The organism is Streptomyces sp. MZ04 (genome assembly GCF_004684775.1).
In the GTDB taxonomy this organism is placed as follows: domain Bacteria; phylum Actinomycetota; class Actinomycetes; order Streptomycetales; family Streptomycetaceae; genus Streptomyces.
On the sequence record NZ_SRIC01000003.1, the window covers coordinates 45684 to 63572 of the forward strand.

The window sequence follows — 17889 nt, forward strand, 5'->3', positions numbered from 1 at the left end:
CCTGCCAGTAGGTCAGCCTGCCCCGTACCTTCTGGCGAGTGCGTCGACCGTGTCGGCCATCGCCCGGCGCAGCTCCGCGGGCTCGACGACCTCGACGTCGACACCGAGCCGCAGCAGCTCACCGCACGCGTGGCCGGTGCTCTCGGTCGGGATGACCGCCTCGACCCATCCGTCGTCGCCGACGGGGGTCGCGGTGGCGTCGACCGCCCGCACCACCTCCGGGGGAAGGTTGTCCGGCAGGCGTCGGCGACCCCGCCCGGAGAGACGAATGGTGGCCGTGCCGGTGAAGCGGCGCTTCTGGAAGTCGTCGAGGTACGAGGTCCAGTAAGCGGCCAGGTCGAAGTCCGGCGGCCTGTCGAACTGTTCGTCACCCGGCACCGCGTCCAGGACCTGAGTGACCCGGTACGTCGCGACCTTGTTCTCCGTGGCGGCCACGAGGTACCAGACGCCGGACTTGAGAACCAGGCCGTAGGGGCGAAGGCGACGCCGCACCTCCTGCGGTGCGCGCCAGCGGCGGTAACGCACCTCCACCACACTCCGGGTGAGCACCGCGTCGGCGAACAAGGTGAGATACGGCGTCTGTTCGGGCTCCCGGTACCAGGCCGGAGCGTCCAGGTGGAACACCGCCGCGGTCCGCGCAGCCTCCTCGCGCAGCCCGGCAGGCAACGCGGCTAGCAGTTTCAGCCGCGCCGCCGTCACCTCCGCCGCCAGCCCCAAGTCGGCTGCGGGGCCCGGCAGTCCGGCGAACAACAGCGCCCGTGCCTCGCCCTGGCTCATCCCGGTCAGCCGGGTGCGATAGCCGTCGAGCAACTGATAGCCGCCTCCGCGGCCCGGCTCCGCGTACACGGGAACTCCGGCGTCCTGCAGACGCACCACATCACGGTAGGCGGTGCGCACGGACACCCCCAGCTCGTCGGCGATCACTCGCGCGGACACACGGCCACGTGATTGCAGCAACAGCAGTACCGACAACAGTCGACCAGCGGACATGGGCACATTCTCCCCGGAAACCCTGACAGCCCCTGACACGCGGCCGCCGTAGCGTCAGCTGACTCGTAGTCCCGAAGAAGACAACTGAAACAGGAGCCCGCAGCGTGCCCCTCACCGAGACCTCCGGCCGCCCCGCCGTCATCGAGCTGCGCCAGTACACGCTGCGCCCCGGCCGTCGCGACGAACTCATCGAGCTGTTCGACCGGGAGTTCGTCGAAACCCAGGAAGAGACCGGGATGTGGGTGCTCGGTCAGTTCCGCGACCTCGACGACCCGGACCGCTTCGTGTGGCTGCGCGGATTCCGGGACATGGCGGCACGACAGCACGCGCTGACTGCCTTCTACGGCGGCCCTGTCTGGGCCAAGCACGGCCCCCAGGCCAATGCCACCATGCTCGACTCCGACGACGTACTCCTCCTGCGTCCCCTGTCGGACGAGACCGGCTTCACCATCTCCCCGTCCGAGCGCCGCCCGGCGGCCGGTGCTCCGGAACCGGAGGGCTTCGTGGCCGCCACGGTGTGGTCCTTCCCTCCCGGGCAGCACGACGGCATCGAGCTGATCCGGGACGAACTCCTCCCCGTGCTCCGCAAGACGGGGCCCGCGCCACTGGCCGCCCTCACCACCGAGACGGCGCCCAACACATTCCCCGGACTGCCCGTGCGCACCGGGGAGAACGTCGCCGTGGTCGTCACCTCGTACCCCGACGAGAGCACGTACCGACAACACCTCGCCGCTCTACAGGCCGATCCCCTCGCACGGGACGAGATTCTGCCGAGCATCGAGCGAGAGCAGTCGACACCAGCCAGGACACTGCGGCTGGCGCCGACGGCACGCTCCCGTCACCACCGCGGTATCGGAGTCTGAGGCCGCAGCCGCGCGGATCAGGTCGTCGTCGACGCGGGCTCCAGCACGAAGACGGGGATCACGCGGTCGGTCTTCTCCTGGTATTCGGCGTACGGCGGATACGCGGCGACCGCGCGCTCCCACCACTCGGCCTTCTCGTCCCCGGTGATCTCACGGGCCGTCATGTCCTGGCGTACGGCCCCGTCCTGGAGCTCCACACGCGGGTCGGACCTGACGTTGAAGTACCAGACCGGGTGATGCGGGAAGCCGCCCTTGGAGGCGACGGCCGCGTACCGCCCTTCGTGCTCCACGCGCATCAGCGGGATCTTGCGGATCTTGCCGCTCTTCGCGCCGCGCGTCGTGAGAATGACGACGGGCAGGCCCGTGTCCCAGAGCGTCGCCCCTTTCGTGCCGCGCGAACTCTCGTACAACTCGACCTGTTCGCGCACCCACTGCGCCGGACTCGGCTCGTACTCGCCCTCAAGAGGCATCGCATTCACTCCGTCGTCGCGTACGGATTGTCTTGCGCAGTTCAACACACGCACCGCTCGGAGTCATCCCCACAGGCCACAGCTCGCCGGCGGCGGCGTCGTCGGCGTCGCGCAACTCCACCACGGCCACCACCAGACGCACCTGGACGACCGGGAACGCGGGCCCGAAGCGCCCGGCCAGCGCCTGCTCCGCCCGCTCGGCGGCCTCCGTGCACGCGGCCAGGGCCCGCTTCACGCGCACCGCGGCATGGTCATGGACCACCAGCAGCGCACAGACAAAACCGACGGCGATGCCCAGGACGCTGCCAAGCACCCGGTCGAGGACGAGATCCCCGGCCGGGGCGGGCGAGGCCATGTCGCTGAGCAGCAGCGCCAGGGGCGTGAGGAAGACGACGCCCAGACCGTAGTCGGAGGTTGATCGAGTGGAGAACGGCGGCGGCCGACACCGACGCCCATTAGCCGTGCTCCAGGCCAAGGACCACCGCGAGACCACCGGCGATCCCCGTGCCCAGGACCATCCGCAGGGCGGGAACGGCCAGGACGGCGATGCGGTGCGGGCCACCGGGGCCGTGCCCCATCAGGAGGTCGGAGGCGCGCCGGGTGGCAGGGGTGCCCGCCTGCGCGGCCGCGCCCCCCTCGGCCGTTGCGGGGGGTGACAGCTCGGACAGTACGGAGGGCGGACGGCGGCGCCGCTCGGTGAGGAGGCGGGCCTGCCGCCGCAGGTGGTGTGCCGTGGCGGCGGGGTCATCGGGCGGCCGGCGGGCGGAGCCGATCAGGAGTGACCAGGCCAGGTCGGTCAGGCGTACGAAGGTCTCGTCCCGGCCGGCTGCTCGCGCTTCGGTCGGCGGCGCGAGCCCGAGGGAGTGGTAGGCCCGCAGGACCGCGACGGTCGCCCGGTGTCGCGTCTGCCGGGCGCCGTCCTGCGCCGCCGGCGTTTCACGGAGGTCCGCGAGCTCACGCGACGGGGAGTTCGGCACCTACTTCATCGGTTACGCGCGTACCCCTGACGTGACCGAGCAGATGCTCAGGAACATGTTCGCGGGTGGCCGACCGGGCCTGCACGACCGGATCCTCGACTTCTCGACGGCGGTCACCGGATGCCTGTTCCACGTGCCGACCGCCGATTTCCTCGATGACCTCCCCGCCGCGCCGCGGTCGACGAGCGCCTGAGCGGCCCCTCCACGCTCGTTCCCGCCTCCGTTTCGCTCCGTTTGCGGGGCAGCGGACATCGCGATTCAGTTGTACAGATCCTCTCGGTACCAGGAGCCAGCATGTCGATGTCCTTCGGTTCAGGGTTCGGTTCCTCTGACCCCTTCAGCGAGTTGTTGAACCGGTTCTTCGGAATGTCGCCGGCATCGTCACCACCGGCCGTTCAGCGCGTTCCCATCGGACGGCTCCTGACCGAGTCGTCGCAGGAACTCCTGAATCTGGCCGCGCAACGGGCGGTCGAGGACGGAACCCCGGACCTCGACACGGAGCACCTGCTCTGGGCGTCCGCACAGGTCGACCCCGCGCGAAAGCTGCTCTCCCAGATCGGCGTCAACCCCGACAAGCTCGCTTCGGAACTCGCCGGGGTCCTGCCGCGGGAGTCCGGCGAGCCGTCCGCGGAACCGGGACTCACACCGGCGGCCAAGCGCACCCTGGCAACGGCCTACGCCCACTCGCAGGCCGCCGGGGTGTCGTACATCGGGCCCGAGCACATTCTCAGCGCGCTCCTCGACGACGCCGACTCCGGTGCCACCCGGCTGCTGCGCGCGGAGGGAATGGACCCGGAGAAGCTGTCGGGCCTCGCGGACCAGGCGGCCCGCGCGGACGGGTTCCCGGCCGACGCGAAGAAGGAGAAGCCCGCCACGACCCTCGACGAGTTCGGGCGCGACCTGACGGAGGAAGCGAAGGCCGGAAAGCTCGACCCGGTGGTCGGACGGTCCGAAGAGATCGAGCAGACCGTCGAGATCCTCTCGCGGCGTTCCAAGAACAACCCCGTGCTCATCGGTGAGCCCGGTGTCGGAAAGACCGCCATCGTCGAGGGCCTGGCCCAGCGGATCGTGGCCGGCGAAGTCCCGGCGACCCTGAAGGACAAGCGCGTCGTCTCGCTCGACCTCTCCGGCATGGTGGCCGGCGCGCAGTACCGCGGTCAGTTCGAGGAGCGCCTGAAGAAGGTCATCGAGGACGTCCAGGAAGCCAGCGGCGACATCATCCTGTTCATCGACGAGCTCCATACGGTCGTGGGCGCGGGCGCGACCGGCGAGGGGTCGATGGACGCGGGCAACATGCTCAAGCCCGCGCTCGCACGCGGAGAGCTGCACGTCGTCGGCGCGACGACCATCGACGAGTACCGCAAGCACATCGAGAAGGACGCCGCACTCGAGCGCCGCTTCCAGCCCGTACTGATCCCGGAGCCGACCGTCGAGGAGACGGTGCAGATCCTGGAGGGGCTGCGCGACGCCTACGAAGCCCACCACCAGGTCCGCTTCGCCGACGGCGCCCTGGCGGCCGCGGCCGAGCTGTCCGACCGGTACATCAGCGACCGGTTCCTGCCCGACAAGGCCATCGACCTGATGGACCAGGCGGGCGCCCGTGTGCGCCTGCGCAGTGCGGGCCGCTCCACCGAGGTCGTCAGCCGCGAGGACCGTATCGCCAAACTCCGCCGTGAGCAGGCCCATGCCGTGGCCGGTGAGGACTTCGAGAAGGCCTCCGAACTCAAGCGGCAGATCGCCGAGGCGGAAGGCGAACTTGCGGGCGTCGAGGAGCGGCGCGAGGGCGTCGTCTCCGTCACCGCCGACGACATCGCCGATGTCGTGTCCCGCCGCACCGGGATCCCGGTCTCCCAGCTCACCGCGAGCGAGAAGGAGAAGCTCCTCAACCTCGAGGAGGAGATGCACGCCAGGATCGTCGGCCAGGACGAAGCGGTCACCGCCGTCTCACAGGCCGTACGCCGCAACCGTGCGGGCATGGGCGACCCCGACCGCCCCGTCGGCTCGTTCCTCTTCCTCGGCCCCACGGGCGTAGGCAAGACCGAACTGGCCAAGACGCTCGGCGAGTTGCTGTTCGGCGACGACGACCACATGATCCGCTTCGACATGAGCGAGTTCCAGGAGAAGCACACCGTTGCCCGGCTCGTCGGAGCCCCTCCCGGATACGTCGGCTACGAAGAAGCCGGCCAGCTCACCGAGAAGGTCCGCCGGCAGCCCTACAGCGTGGTGCTGTTCGACGAGGTGGAGAAGGCCCACCCCGACGTCTTCAACACGCTGCTGCAGATCCTCGACGACGGACGTCTGACCGACGCCCAGGGGCGCACCGTCGACTTCCGCCACTGCGTCATCATCATGACGTCCAACATCGGCGCGCATCGCATTCTCGCGCACGACGGCGATGTGTCCGAGATCAAGGACGAGTTGATGGGGGAACTGCGGACGCGGTTCCTGCCCGAGTTCCTCAACCGCATCGACGACATCATCATCTTCCACGGCCTCACCGAGAAAGACCTGTCGCAGATCGTGGATCACCTCCTCGACCAGAGCAAGCACCGGGTGCACGCCCAGGGCATCAACCTGGAAGTCACCGACGCGGCGAAGCAGTTGCTCCTCGCCCATGGCCATCAGCCGGAATTCGGCGCCCGTCCGCTGCGCCGCACGATTCAGGCGGAGCTCGACAACCGCATCGCCTCGTTCCTGCTCGGCGGCGAGGCGGACCCGGGAGACACCATCGTCGCCGACGTACAGAACGACACGCTCCACTGCACCGTACGCAAGGGCGACGCGGATCGGTAAGCACACGCGGGCGCACCGGCGCCCGGGTGTTCGTTCCATCAAGGAGGACACATGGCGGCTCACCACAAGTCCAACCGGGAAGTCGAAGGCAACCCGGACACGGACCACAGCCGAGGAATGCCCCTGCGGCCCGACGAGGAACAACTCGAGCGTCGCACGCGGGAAGACGAGCGAGACGCGGGAATTCCCGTGAAGAAGCGGGAGAGTTCCGAGGCACAGTACGAAGAGGCGCAGGCCGAGGTCGACCGCGAAGTCGACAAGGGCGATATGCGGACGGGCAAGAAGACCCGTGCGCAGCGCGAGGCCTTTCCGCCGAGTGACCACGAAAGCTGACGGGACACGGGAGCAGTGGTGAACGGAGATCCCCAACCGATCAGCGCCACCGCACGTCGCGCGCTCGAGAAGGAGCTCGCCGACCTGCGCGCCGAACGGAACGCGGATGCCGCGACGCTGCAGGACACCAGCGAAACGGGCGACCGCGCCGACCAGGCCGACGAGTTGCGGCGGCTGGCCGTGATCGGACGCCTCGACGACCGCATCACCGAGATCACGCTGCGGCTCCGCCAGGCCGACGACGCGGGTCCGCCCTCGACCGACGAGGTCGGGATGGGCAGCACGGTCACCGTGCGGTTCTCGGACGGCTCGGTGGGAACCGTCGAGATCAGCGAGGTCGCGGAGCCGCTGGAACCGACGATGGTCACGTACGACAGTCCCATGGGCCGCGCGCTGCTCGGCCACCGCGCGGGCGACAGCGTCAGTTACAAGACGCCCGGTGGAGAGGCGGCCGTGACGATCGTGTCGCTGGGCGAGACGGGCCCTGCGGGGGAGGGCTGAGGCAGCCACGGCGGCCCGCCGTGTACGGCGAGGGGGACCGTCACCCTGGCTGGGGCACCATCCGGTGCAGACCCTTGCGGTCGTAATAGCGGGTCATGGCGAAGCCGAACGCGAGCGCGGCGACGAAACCGACCGCGATCATGATCCAGCCCCGGGTGAGTCCGGCGTCCGCACGCGCGTCGAAGTAGACGATCGCCCGGACGCCGGAGACGAGTTGGCGCATGGGTTCGAACGTGCCGAGGAAGCGGTAGAAGCCCGGAGTGGCTTCCAGCGGGACGGTGGCGCCGGAGGACGGGAGCGCCAGCGCGATGAAGACGAACATGGCCACGAGTTGGCCGATGCTGCCGAAGGCGGCGTTGATCGCCTGAACCCCCAGGCCGACGGAGAGACTCGCGCAGCAGGAGAACAGCCAAAGGAGCGCCGGGTGTGGCGCGTCCATGCCCAGGATCGAGACCGTCGCGACCATGAGAAGCGTGGTCGTCAGGAGCGAAAGCCCCGCGGTCATGACCATCTTCAGGACCAGCATCTGGGTACGGCTGATGGGAACAGTGGGGTGGCGGGAGTGCCAGGGGCCGATCTCACTGTCCGCGTAACCGAGTGAACTGTCCACGGTGTTGTGGATCAGGTTGGCGGAGAGGAATCCGGTCAGCACCAGCAGCAGCGTGTAGTAGAAGGCGCTCAGGCCCAGACCGGTGTGCGCGCCGATCGGGTGGCCGACCTTGGTGCTCACGGCGACCGGGTCGGCGAGCAGCACACGTGTGGTGGAACTCGCCTTGGCGACCTCCGGTGACGACACCAACTGCTCGCCGATGTCCACGGAGGCCTGGTGCGCCGCCCGTTGGGTGATCTGCCCGGCCAAGGACGAGCCGAGGCTGCCCATTCCGGGATTGGTCAGCGTCGTCAGGGTCGGCTGGGCGGTGGCGTTGCCGGAGGCCAGCGACCCCACGGCGGACGTGAAGCCGGAGGGGATCTCCAGGGCCCCGTAGACCTTCCCGGAGGCCAGCTCGTCCTGCGCGTCCGCGCGGCTCATCCGGCGCCAGTCGACGTCCCCGTGCGGAGAGGCGGAGACGATGCCGTCACTCACCTGGGAGCCGAGGTTCTCCTTCTGCCCCGGCAGCGGCTTGTCCGTGTCGGAATTCACCAGGGCGATGGGCAGCCGGTCCACATGGTCGGCGGGCGTGAGGATGCCGCCCATGTACAGCAGGGAAAGGGCCAGTGCGACAAGGCCGCTGAGCACACCGGGAACAATCCACAACTTCCAACGACGCAGCAGCCGCCCCGCTTTCACATCCTGGGCCGAAGCGTCGCGCGGCGGAATCCCGGTGTCCATAAAACTCCATGAGCTGTTCGACGGCTTGAGCCGTGCGTGGGATACGACAGCGGAATGTACTGACCGCCCCTTTTGGCTGCCCGACGACCATAGGGCGAAGTGGAAGAAAGGGGGCGCCACGACACTGGGTTCGCCCGCTTCGACAGGTGCCGGTGATGACCAGCCCGCTCAGGACAGGACCGCGTCCCCGACTGGAGCGCTTCGCCCCCGGCGTCCGCGAACACATCGTGGGCCGGCAGGTCACCCGGCCCGCCGACTTCGCCGCCGCCGACCCCAACTTCCCTGGCGGCGACATCCTCACCGGGGCCAAGACCGGGCGGCCACCCCGCCCGGCCCCGGAGCACACGGTGCGGCGCCGGGGCGGTGGCGTCGGCCCTGCGTCATCTCGGCATCCGGCCCGCCTGATGTACAGTCACCGGCCGTGCGACTGTGGGTCGTTCACTGGGGGCCCGGGTCCCCAGGCAGGCGTTCGAGGGTGGTGGCGAGATCGGTCTGCCGGGCGGTTTCCGTGAGGGCGCGGGCCATGACCGACACCGGCTCCCGCGCGGTGACCACGAGCCCGACCGGTACCGTCCGGGCGGGCTCGACCATCGGCATGGCCCGCATGCCGTGCGGGACGCCGAAGACATGCAGCCAGGTGTGCGGCACGATGCTGGCCCACCGGCCCGTGCGGACATGGGCGAACAGCGCGGCCACCGAATCGGTCTCGACCCGGGGCGCGGGCCGCACGCCCGCCTCGGCGAACACCTCGTCGAGCACCCGCCGCCCCTGCATGGCCCCGGTCAGCAGACACAGCGGCAGCCGCGACGCGTCCGCCCAGGTCGCCGTCGGCTGATGGGCGAGCCCGTCGGCGACATTGGTCAGGAGCACATACCGCTCCTGATACAGCGGGACCGACTGGAAATTCTCCGAAAGGGCCTTGTGCAGATAGGTGATTCCGGCGTCGATCTCGAAATTCTGCAGCTGCCGGAGAATTTCCTCCGACTGAAGGTCCCCCGTCACCTCCACGGTCGCCAGCGGATGTGCCGCGCAGAACGGGCCGGTCAGCAGGGAGACGGCGCCGGACGCGGTGGGCACCGAGCCGATCCGCAGCCTGCCGCTCAGACCGGTGCGCAGGGCGCCGACCTCGTCCTTCAGCGCGTCGCGGTCGGCGAGGATGCGTTGCGCCCGCACCACGATGCGTTCGCCCTCGGGCGTGAGCCCTTCGTACTTCCGGCCGCGGCGGACCAGAGGCACGTCCAGCTCCTCCTCCAGTTTTCGGATGGCTTCCGACAGGGCGGGCTGGGAGACGTAACAGGCCTGGGCGGCACGGGCGAAATGACGCTCCCGGGAGAGGGCCACCAGATATTCGAGTTGGCGAAAGAGCACGTCACGGGTTTACCGGACGGCGGGCTGGAATGCCAGTTCCATGCGCTCGGCTCCGGCGTAGACGTTCATCGAGGCGCCGCGCAGGAAGCCGACCAGGGTCAGACCGTTGTCCGCGGCGAGGTCGACGGCGAGCGAGGACGGGGCGGATACGGCTGCCAGCATGGGGATTCCGGCCATGAGTGCCTTCTGCACCAGCTCGAAGGAGGCCCGGCCGCTGACCATCAGGACCGTCTCGCGCAGCGGCAGCAGTCCCGATCGCAGGGCGTGGCCGATCACCTTGTCCACGGCGTTGTGCCGGCCGACGTCCTCGCGCAGGCACAGCATGTCCCCGTCGGCCGTGAAGAGCCCGGCGGCGTGCAGGCCGCCGGTCCTTTCGAACACCCGCTGGGCGGCCCGCAGTTGATCGGGCAGGGCCGTCAGCTCCTGTGGACCGATGCGCAGCGGGTCATCGGCGACGGACCACGCCGCCGAGGTGCGTACGGCGTCCAGGCTCGCCTTGCCGCACAGGCCGCACGAGGACGTGGTGGAGAAGTTCCGCTCCAGCGAGGCGTCGGGCGCGGCGACGCCCGGGGCAAGCGCGACATCCACCACGTTGTACGTGTTGCCGCCGTCGGCCGTGGCGCCCGCGCAGTAGCGGATCCCCGCGACCTCGTCGGCGGCGTGCAGCACCCCCTCGCTGACCAGGAATCCGGCCGCGAGGTCGAAGTCGTCGCCCGGAGTGCGCATGGTCACCGTGAGCGCACGCCCGCCGACCCTGATCTCCATCGGTTCCTCGACGGCCAGGGTGTCAGGACGGTGCGAGGACACCCCGTCGCGGATGCGCAGCACCTTTCGCCGCGCGGTCACGCGTCCCATGATGTTTCTCCTCTCCTCGGAGGCGTGCTCCGGCGGCTGTGGCGTGCGGTGATCAGCAGGCAGAGCAGGCCCACGGCGGCCATGGCCGCCAGCAGGTGGTGGTAGGGGGCGGCCCCCGCGCCTGCGCTGGACGCGAGGGCCAGCAGCAGCGGTGTCAGAAAGCCGCTGTAGGTGGCGCCTTGGTAGAGGAACGCCGTCGACGGCCGGGCCTTCGGCGGCGTCAGCCGTTCCATCTCCATCAGTCCCGAGGCCAGGGTGAGGCCGTACCCGGCTCCGAGCAGCACCGCCGCGGCCAGGACAAGACCCGCGGAATCCCAGCGGACCGCGAAGGCGCCCACCATGAGTCCGCCGATCACCGTGACCATGGCGGCAAGGGTGGCCCGCGCGCTGTGGGCGTGGTCCAGCCACATGGCCAAGGGCTGTACGACGATGCCCGTCGCCAGCGTCAGCGCCGCCACGAGGCCGCTGAAGAGCGGCGCGTAGCCGGGGACCTGGTCGGCCACCAGGGGCGGCAGCACCACGTACGCCACGGTGGCGGCACCGAAGACCGCCGGGGTCGCCGGAAGCACCACCCACAGGAAGCGCGGGTGCCTGACGGCCGCGCGGCGCGGGCCCTCGACGCGCGGCTTCAGCGGCGCGGTATGAGCGGCATCGGCCACCGACGTCGACTCCGATGCCGACTCCGACGTCGACTCCGATGCCGACTCCGACTCCGTCTCCGGCACGAGGCAGGTCGCGCCGAGCACCAGCAGCGCCAGCGAGCAGTGCACGAGGCCCGGCAGCACCATCGGCCGCGGCAGCCATTCGGCGACAGCGCCCGCCGTCAGCGCACCGGTGGCGAAACCGCCACCGGTCGCCAACGTCGCGCGGCGGTCGACGGCGGCCCGACGCCCGCACCCGGCGGACAGCTCCCGAAGCCACTTGGTTCCCGCGGTCAGGATGACGCCCGCCGCGACGCCGGTGGCAAGGCGGCTGACGTACACGGAGGTCTGGGAGACCGGAGCCGCCGCCAGCAGGGCACTGGCGGCGCCGGACAAGGCCAGCGCGGGCCGGACCACGCGCCGCCTCCCGAACCGGTCCGCGGCCGCGCCGCCGAGCAGCAGACCGGGGAGCAGCCCCAACAGGTACACGGTGAACATGGCGGCGACCGGGAGCGGAGGCCAGTGCTCCTGGGTGCGGTAGACCACCGCGAGCGGGGTGAACTGGTTCGCGCCCCATCCGGCGGCGAACACCGCGGCCGCCGCGGGAAGCCAACCGCGCGCGGCGCGAGATGCGGGCATGCGGGGCAATACCTTAAAGACTGGGTCTTTCTGGAGCACGCGTCGGCTCAGCGGGAGGCGCGCGCGGGGTCCAGGCGGACCACGACCGCCTTGGAGGTGGGGCAGTTGCTGATGTCGGCGACGCTGTCCAGCGGGACCAGGACGTTGGTCTCCGGGTAGTAGGCCGCCGCGGATCCCCGGCTCGCGGGATAGGCGACGACCCGGAAGTCCTCCGCGCGGCGTTCCCTCTCGTCGTGCCACACGCTCACCAGATCCACCAAGTCGCCGTCGGCGATGCCCAGTTCCTCCAGGTCGGCGGGGTTGACGAGCACGACGCGGCGCGCGTTGTGGATGCCGCGGTAGCGGTCGTCCGGCGCGTACCAGATGGTGTTCCACTGGTCGTGCGAGCGCAGCGTCTGCAACAGCAGGTGCCCCTTGGGGACGTGCGGCATCGTGAAGTCGTTGCAGGTGAAGACGGCCTTGCCGCTCGGGGTGCGGTAGACGCCCTGGTTCACGGGGTTGGGCAGGTGGAAGCCGCCGGGCTCGGACACCCGGGCGTTGAAGTTCTCGAAGCCCGGTATGACACGGGAGATCCGGTCGCGGATGGTTCCGTAGTCCGCCTCGAAGTCCTCCCAGGGCAGCGGCGGAGTCGACCCCAGGGTGCCGCGCGCCATCCGGCAGATGATCGCCACCTCGCTGAGCAGGTCGGGGGAGGCCGGCGGCAGCTTCCCGCGGGAGGCGTGCACGTCGCTCATCGAGTCCTCGACGGTGATGAACTGCTCGCCGCCGTTCTGTACGTCCTTGTCGCTGCGCCCCAGCGTGGGCAGGATCAGCGCGGTGTCACCGCAGACGGTGTGGGACCGGTTGAGCTTGGTCGAGATGTGCGCCGTGAGCCGGCACTTGCGCATCGCCTCTTCGGTGACAGCGCTGTCCGGGGTGGCCCGTACGAAGTTGCCCGCGACTCCGAGGAAGAACTTGGCGCGGCCCTCGTACATGGCCCGGATGCCGTTCACCGCGTCCAGGCCGTGATGAGCGGGCGGCGTGAAGCCGAACTCCGCCTCCAGGGCGTCCAGGAACTCCTGCGACATCTGCTCCCAGACGCCCATGGTGCGGTCGCCCTGGACGTTGCTGTGCCCGCGGACCGGGCACACACCCGCTCCCGGCTTGCCGATGTTGCCGCGCAGCATCAGGAAGTTGATGACTTCCCGGATGGAGGGAACACCGTGCTTCTGCTGGGTGAGCCCCATCGCCCAGCACACGATGACCTTCTTGGCACCCAGGACCCGGTCGAAGACCTGCTCGATCTCAGCCCGGGACAGTCCGGTCGCCTCGAAGACGTGCTCCCAGGTGACCTTCCGCGTGTGCTCGGCGAATGCGGCGAAGCCGGTGGAGTACGTGTCGATGTACCGGTGGTCAAGGACCGTGCCCGGCGCGGCGTCCTCGGCCTCGAGAAGCAGCAGGTTCAGCGCCTGGAACAGGGCCAGGTCGCCGCCGGCGCGGATGTGCAGGAACTGGTCGGCGATCGCTGTGCCCTTGCCGACGACGCCACGCGGTACCTGCGGATTCTTGAAGCGCATGAGCCCGGCCTCGGGCAGCGTGTTGACCGCGACGACCTGACCGCCGTTGCGCTTGGTCTTCTCGAGCGCCGAGAGCATCCGCGGGTGATTGGTGCCCGGGTTCTGCCCCACGACGAAGATCAGGTCGGAGTCGTGGATGTCGTCGAGGGAGACGCTGCCCTTTCCGGTGCCCAGCGTCTCGTTCATCGCGCATCCGCTGGACTCGTGGCACATGTTGGAGCAGTCCGGCAGATTGTTGGTGCCGTAGGCGCGGGCGAAGAGCTGCAAGAGGAAAGCGGCCTCGTTGTTAAGGCGGCCGGAGACGTAGAAGAGCGCCTCGTCGGGAGAGGCAAGGGCCTTCAATTCCCCGGCGAGCAGACCGAACGCCTCGGCCCAGCCGATCGGTTCGTAATGGGTCGCGCCGGGCCGCTTGACCATCGGCTCGGTCAGCCGGCCCTGCTGGTTGAGCCAGTAGTCGGACTTGCCGTCGAGCTCGGCGATCGAGTGCTCGCGGAAGAAGTCCCGGGTGACGCGGCGTGAAGTGGCCTCGTCGTTGATGTGCTTGGCGCCGTTCTCGCAGTACTCGTTCATGTGGCGCTTGCCCGGCGCCTCCTCGGGCCAGGCGCATCCGGGGCAGTCGATGCCCTTGGCCTGGTTGATGTTCAGCAGGGTCAACGCCGTGCGCCGCACCGATGTCTGCTCCAGCGAGTACCGCAGCGCGTGCGTCACCGCGGGAACCCCGGCGGCCCAGGTCTTGGGCGGCGTCACCGACAGGTCGTCGCTGGGATCCTCGATGCTGCTCATGATCTGGACTGCCTCTTTCCGCAATGCGACGCCGCTGCGGGAGCAGTTTCCGGCCGGGCTTGAGGGCATGTCAAAGAGGCGTTTTCGATGATGTGATAGGTGCCGCTTATTGCCTCGCATTCACCCCTTGACAATCCCTGCCGATCAGACGATCGAGAATCCGCCTGCGCTCAAACGGCAGGGCCGATGGTGACCTTGACGTGCTTCATGATCGGCTGGTCGCTCTGAGTGCTGTGGTCGATCAGTGCGCACAGGACGTTCATCTCGGGCATGTAGCCGGCGGCGCAGCCGCGGGGGATGTCGTAGGGGATGGCGAGATAGCCGTTGAGATGGCGGCTGCTGCCGTCCTTGGCGGTGCTGGTGATGTCGACCGGGTCGAACGCGTCGATGCCGCGCTCGCGCATGTCGTCCGCGTTCATGAAGACGAGCGTGCGCAGGTTCTTGATGCCGCGGTACCGGTCGTTGTCGGAGTAGATCGTGGTGTTCCACTGGTCGTGGGAGCGCATCGTGCCGAGCGCCAGGGTCCCGGCGGCGGGCACGACGTCCGGCAGCGGGGCCGAGGAGAACTCGGCCGCTCCGGACGGTGTGAGGAAGACCAGCTCGCGGGCCGGCTGCTTGATGCGGAAGCCGAGCGGCAGGCGCACCCGGCGGTTGAAGTCCTCGAAGCCGTCGAGGGCTTGGGCCATGGTGTCGCGGATACGGTCGTAGTCCTCGATGTACGACTCCCAGGGGGTGTCGCTGTCGGGGAGGGCGGCGCGGGCCATGCCGGCGACGATCGCGGGCTCGGACAGCAGATGCGGCGACGCGGGGCGCTTCATGCCGACCGACAGGTGCACCATGCTCATCGAGTCCTCGACGGACGTGCTCTGGAGGCCGAGGCGCTGCTGGTCCTTCTCGGTGCGGCCCAGGCAGGGCAGGATGAGCGCCTGGCGTCCGTGCACGATGTGACTGCGGTTCAGCTTGGTGCTCACCTGGACGGTGAGTTCGCAGTTGCCCAGGGCCGCGTAGGTGTACGGAGTGTCCGGCGCCGCGAGGGCGAAGTTGCCGCCCATCCCGATGAACACCTTCACATCGCCGCGGTTCATCGCCTGAATGGTGCGGATGGTGTCCAGGCCGTGCTCGCGGGGCGGGTCGATCTTGCAGACCTCGGCGAGGCGGTCCAGGAACTCCGGGGCCGGGCGGTGGTCGATGCCGCAGGTGCGGTTGCCCTGGACGTTGCTGTGTCCGCGGACGGGGGAGGGGCCCGCGCCTTCCCGGCCCAGATTGCCGCGCAGCAGAAGGACGTTGACGATTTCCCGTACGGTGTCGACACCGTGCTCGTGCTGGGTGACGCCCAGGCACCAGCTGACGATGCTGCGGTCGGCATCGCGGTAGACGCGCGCCATCTTGAGGATGTCGGCACGGTCGACCCCGGACTGGAGCTCGATCTCCTCCCAGGGCGTGGCCTCGCACAGCTCCCGGTACTTCTCGAAGCCCGCGGTGTGGCGGTCGATGAACTCCTGGTCCAGCGCCTTGGGATCGGTCCTGGACTGCTCGAGGACCGCCTTGGCCATGCCCCGCATGAGCGCCATGTCACCGCCGATGCGCGGCTGCACGTTCAGCGTGCTCGTCCTGGTCGTCTTGAACAGGGCCATGTCCATGATGTCGTGCGGGACGATGGTGCGGGTGGCGGCCGCCTCGACCAGGGGGTTGATGTGCACGATCTGGGCGCCGCGGTGGTACGCCTCGGCGAGCGCGGTGATCATCCGGGGGGCGTTGGAGGCCACGTTGACGCCCATGATGAACAGGGCGTCGGTGGCGTCCCAGTCCTTCAGGTCGACGGTGCCCTTGCCGGTGCCCAGTGACGCCTGCAGCGCGCGGCCGCTTGCCTCGTGGCACATGTTGGAGCAGTCGGGCAGATTGTTCGTGCCCAGCTCACGGGCCATCAACTGGTAGAGGAACGTCGCTTCGTTGCCGAGCCGCCCGGACGTATAGAAGGAGGCCTGGTTCGGGTCGTCGAGCTCGCGCAGCGCGCGCCCGACCATCGCGAACGCTTCCTTCCAGCTGATGGGTACGTAGTGGTCCGACTCGGGGTCGTACCGCATCGGCTCGGTCAGCCGGCCCTGGTCCTCCAGCGCGAAGTCGCTCCACCGGGACAGCTCGCTCACGGTGTGCTCGGCGAAGAACTTCCGGTCGACGCGCTTGCGGGTCATCTCCCAGGTGACGTGCTTGATCCCGTTCTCGCAGATGTCGAGCTTGAGGCCCTTGGTGTCGTCCGGCCACGCGCACCCGGGACAGTCGAAGCCCGTGTTCTCGTGGTTCATCTTCATGATGGCCCGGGGACCGTCCACCAGCTCACGCTCACGCAGCAGGAACCGGGTCACGCTCTTGGCGGCGCCCCATCCGGCGGCGGGGTGGTGGTAGGGGTGGAACTCCGGCTCGGCCTTGGGCGCGGGACCCACGCCGGCCTCCAGCTGTTCCTGGTCCTCATTCGACGGGCTCAAGACTCTTACCCTTCCGCCACGCGGACGTGCGCTGTGCTGGACGTCGCTTTTGCCTAGGCTAGGTCTGCCGATCAGGCCATGCCACTTGTGATCGTCGGGGCGGTTGCCCGAGGACGGCACGCAGTCCACCGCGGACTGCGGCGCCGTCTGCGGGCTCCAGCAGAGCCTGCGGATCACCGCTCGCCGGGCGCGCTTGAGGTACGTTCAATCGGCGCCGGATCCGTGGCGACCGCCGGGGAACGGACGAGCCGTCGGCGTTCCTGCCCCCCCAGAGGAAGCCGGACCACCGCATGCCGCATGCCGCATGCCTTATGCAGTAGTACGCCGTTCGGTCCAGGTTCTGTGGCGGACGCCGGGGAACCGAGCGGACAGTCGAGCATGACCGAAGCGCCGTACGACCCCCGGACACCGGACCCGACGCCCCGCGACGGCGACCGTGACCGGCCGCCGGGCCCGCTCGGCAGCCTCGCGAAGTCGGCCTGGCAGGTCGTGCTGCTCGCGGGTGTCGCCTCGCTGATCCTGGGCGTCCTCGTCCTCGTCTGGCCGGGCGCATCCCTGTGGGCGGCAGGCGTACTCTTCGGCCTCTATCTCCTGGTGAGCGGCATCTTCCAGCTGGTCTCCGCCTTCGGTACGCATGTGTCGGCCCCGATGCGGGTGATGGCCTTCATCAGCGGCGCCCTGTCCGTACTGCTCGGCCTGTTCTGCTTCCGCGGAGCGATGCAGTCGATCCTGCTGCTCGCCCTCTGGATCGGCATCGGCTGGCTGTTCCGCGGCATCACGCAGACCATCGCGGCGGCCTCCGACCCGGACATGCCGGCCCGCGGCTGGCAGGTGTGCCTCGGTGTCATCAGCGCACTGGCCGGCATCGTCCTGATCGTCTCGCCGTTCGAGTCGGTCGCCGTCCTGACACTGGTCGGCGGAGTGTGGCTGCTCGCGGTCGGCGTGGTCGAGATCATCACGGCGTTCCAGATCCGCTCCCGCGCACGACGGATCCCGCCGGGCGTCTGACTGTGGGGTGACGCCGACCCGCCACAGCAGGCGGCTGCCCGCCGGGGCGCCGCCCCGCGAACCCCAACTCCCCGCATTCCCTCGCGTCTACGTTCCGGGCGTGCGCCGTATCCGGGCGTAGCGCCCTGGTGGGGTCGTCCGGGGGCCAACCGTGGGCCGCCTGCCCGCGCGTGGCCCGATCCGTCGAAGGAGATCCGTACGAGATCCGGGGAAAACCACCCGCCCCGCGAGGCTTCCAGCGTCATGTGATGTGTGAAATGGTACCGCCCATCGCGCGGACGAGCTCACGACAAACGCGT

The 17889-nt window shown here is 69.4% G+C and carries 15 protein-coding genes and 1 pseudogene; 6 read left to right on the forward strand and 10 right to left on the reverse strand.

What is annotated here, in order from left to right:
* Positions 1-12: 12 nt before the first annotated feature.
* Positions 13-990, reverse strand: coding sequence for a WYL domain-containing protein (locus tag E2651_RS01520; protein WP_135329107.1), 978 nt, complete (start codon positions 988-990; stop codon positions 13-15).
* A 104-nt stretch (positions 991-1094) separates the two neighbouring features.
* Here E2651_RS01520 and E2651_RS01525 point away from each other — a divergent pair, with 104 nt between their 5' ends.
* Complete coding sequence (locus E2651_RS01525; protein ID WP_135329108.1) at positions 1095-1853, forward strand: NIPSNAP family protein; 759 nt, start codon at positions 1095-1097, stop codon at positions 1851-1853.
* A gap of 17 nt (positions 1854-1870) precedes the next feature.
* On the opposite strand, the gene E2651_RS01530 is transcribed toward E2651_RS01525, so the two are convergent.
* The 3 genes from E2651_RS01530 to E2651_RS01540 form a co-directional block, all read right to left on the reverse strand.
* Positions 1871-2323, reverse strand: coding sequence for a nitroreductase family deazaflavin-dependent oxidoreductase (locus tag E2651_RS01530; protein WP_135329109.1), 453 nt, complete (start codon positions 2321-2323; stop codon positions 1871-1873).
* Complete coding sequence (locus tag E2651_RS01535; protein ID WP_167828655.1) at positions 2313-2678, reverse strand: hypothetical protein; 366 nt, start codon at positions 2676-2678, stop codon at positions 2313-2315. The genes E2651_RS01530 and E2651_RS01535 overlap by 11 nt, the downstream gene beginning before the upstream one ends.
* 100 nt (positions 2679-2778) lie before the next feature.
* The gene (locus E2651_RS01540; protein WP_135329111.1) at positions 2779-3300 is read right to left on the reverse strand and encodes a hypothetical protein; all 522 of its coding nucleotides are present in this window, start codon (positions 3298-3300) and stop codon (positions 2779-2781) included.
* Here E2651_RS01540 and E2651_RS01545 point away from each other — a divergent pair.
* From E2651_RS01545 to E2651_RS01560, 4 genes and pseudogenes are all read left to right on the forward strand, one after another.
* Positions 3287-3493 (forward strand): annotated as a pseudogene (locus E2651_RS01545) (peroxidase); the annotation flags it as partial. The gene E2651_RS01540 and the pseudogene E2651_RS01545 sit on opposite strands and share 14 nt — an antisense overlap.
* Before the next feature lie 101 nt (positions 3494-3594).
* Entirely contained in the window at positions 3595-6093 is a 2499-nt protein-coding gene (locus tag E2651_RS01550; RefSeq protein WP_135329112.1) for an ATP-dependent Clp protease ATP-binding subunit, read from the forward strand.
* 51 nt (positions 6094-6144) lie between these two features.
* Positions 6145-6426 carry a hypothetical protein gene (locus E2651_RS01555; protein ID WP_135329113.1) on the forward strand — a complete coding sequence of 94 codons (282 nt, stop codon included), beginning with the start codon at positions 6145-6147 and terminating at the stop codon, positions 6424-6426.
* A gap of 18 nt (positions 6427-6444) precedes the next feature.
* Positions 6445-6927 (forward strand): GreA/GreB family elongation factor, encoded by a 483-nt coding sequence (locus tag E2651_RS01560; RefSeq protein WP_135329114.1) that lies wholly within the window; start codon positions 6445-6447, stop codon positions 6925-6927.
* Between the two features lie 40 nt (positions 6928-6967).
* Here E2651_RS01560 and E2651_RS01565 read toward each other — a convergent pair whose 3' ends face one another.
* The 6 genes from E2651_RS01565 to E2651_RS01595 all read right to left on the reverse strand — a co-directional run bounded on the left by E2651_RS01565 (position 6968) and on the right by E2651_RS01595 (position 16540).
* A complete protein-coding gene (locus tag E2651_RS01565) occupies positions 6968-8257 on the reverse strand; it encodes a DUF3533 domain-containing protein (RefSeq protein WP_135329115.1) in 1290 nt (429 codons plus the stop codon).
* A 438-nt stretch (positions 8258-8695) separates the two neighbouring features.
* On the reverse strand, positions 8696-9625 hold the full coding sequence (locus E2651_RS01575) for a LysR family transcriptional regulator (RefSeq protein WP_135329116.1): 930 nt from the start codon (positions 9623-9625) through the stop codon (positions 8696-8698).
* Positions 9626-9634: 9 nt separating this feature from the next.
* Positions 9635-10480, reverse strand: coding sequence for a formate dehydrogenase accessory sulfurtransferase FdhD (fdhD, locus tag E2651_RS01580; RefSeq protein WP_135329117.1), 846 nt, complete (start codon positions 10478-10480; stop codon positions 9635-9637).
* On the reverse strand, positions 10468-11760 hold the full coding sequence (locus tag E2651_RS01585; protein WP_135329118.1) for an MFS transporter: 1293 nt from the start codon (positions 11758-11760) through the stop codon (positions 10468-10470). Before E2651_RS01585 ends, fdhD begins: the two co-directional genes overlap by 13 nt.
* Before the next feature lie 47 nt (positions 11761-11807).
* Complete coding sequence (locus tag E2651_RS01590) at positions 11808-14099, reverse strand: FdhF/YdeP family oxidoreductase (RefSeq protein ID WP_135329119.1); 2292 nt, start codon at positions 14097-14099, stop codon at positions 11808-11810.
* Between the two features lie 170 nt (positions 14100-14269).
* Positions 14270-16540 carry an FdhF/YdeP family oxidoreductase gene (locus tag E2651_RS01595; RefSeq protein WP_245238500.1) on the reverse strand — a complete coding sequence of 757 codons (2271 nt, stop codon included), beginning with the start codon at positions 16538-16540 and terminating at the stop codon, positions 14270-14272.
* Between the two features lie 420 nt (positions 16541-16960).
* Here E2651_RS01595 and E2651_RS01600 point away from each other — a divergent pair, with 420 nt between their 5' ends.
* Positions 16961-17590, forward strand: coding sequence for an HdeD family acid-resistance protein (locus tag E2651_RS01600; RefSeq protein WP_135329121.1), 630 nt, complete (start codon positions 16961-16963; stop codon positions 17588-17590).
* The last annotated feature ends 299 nt before the right edge of the window (positions 17591-17889 follow it).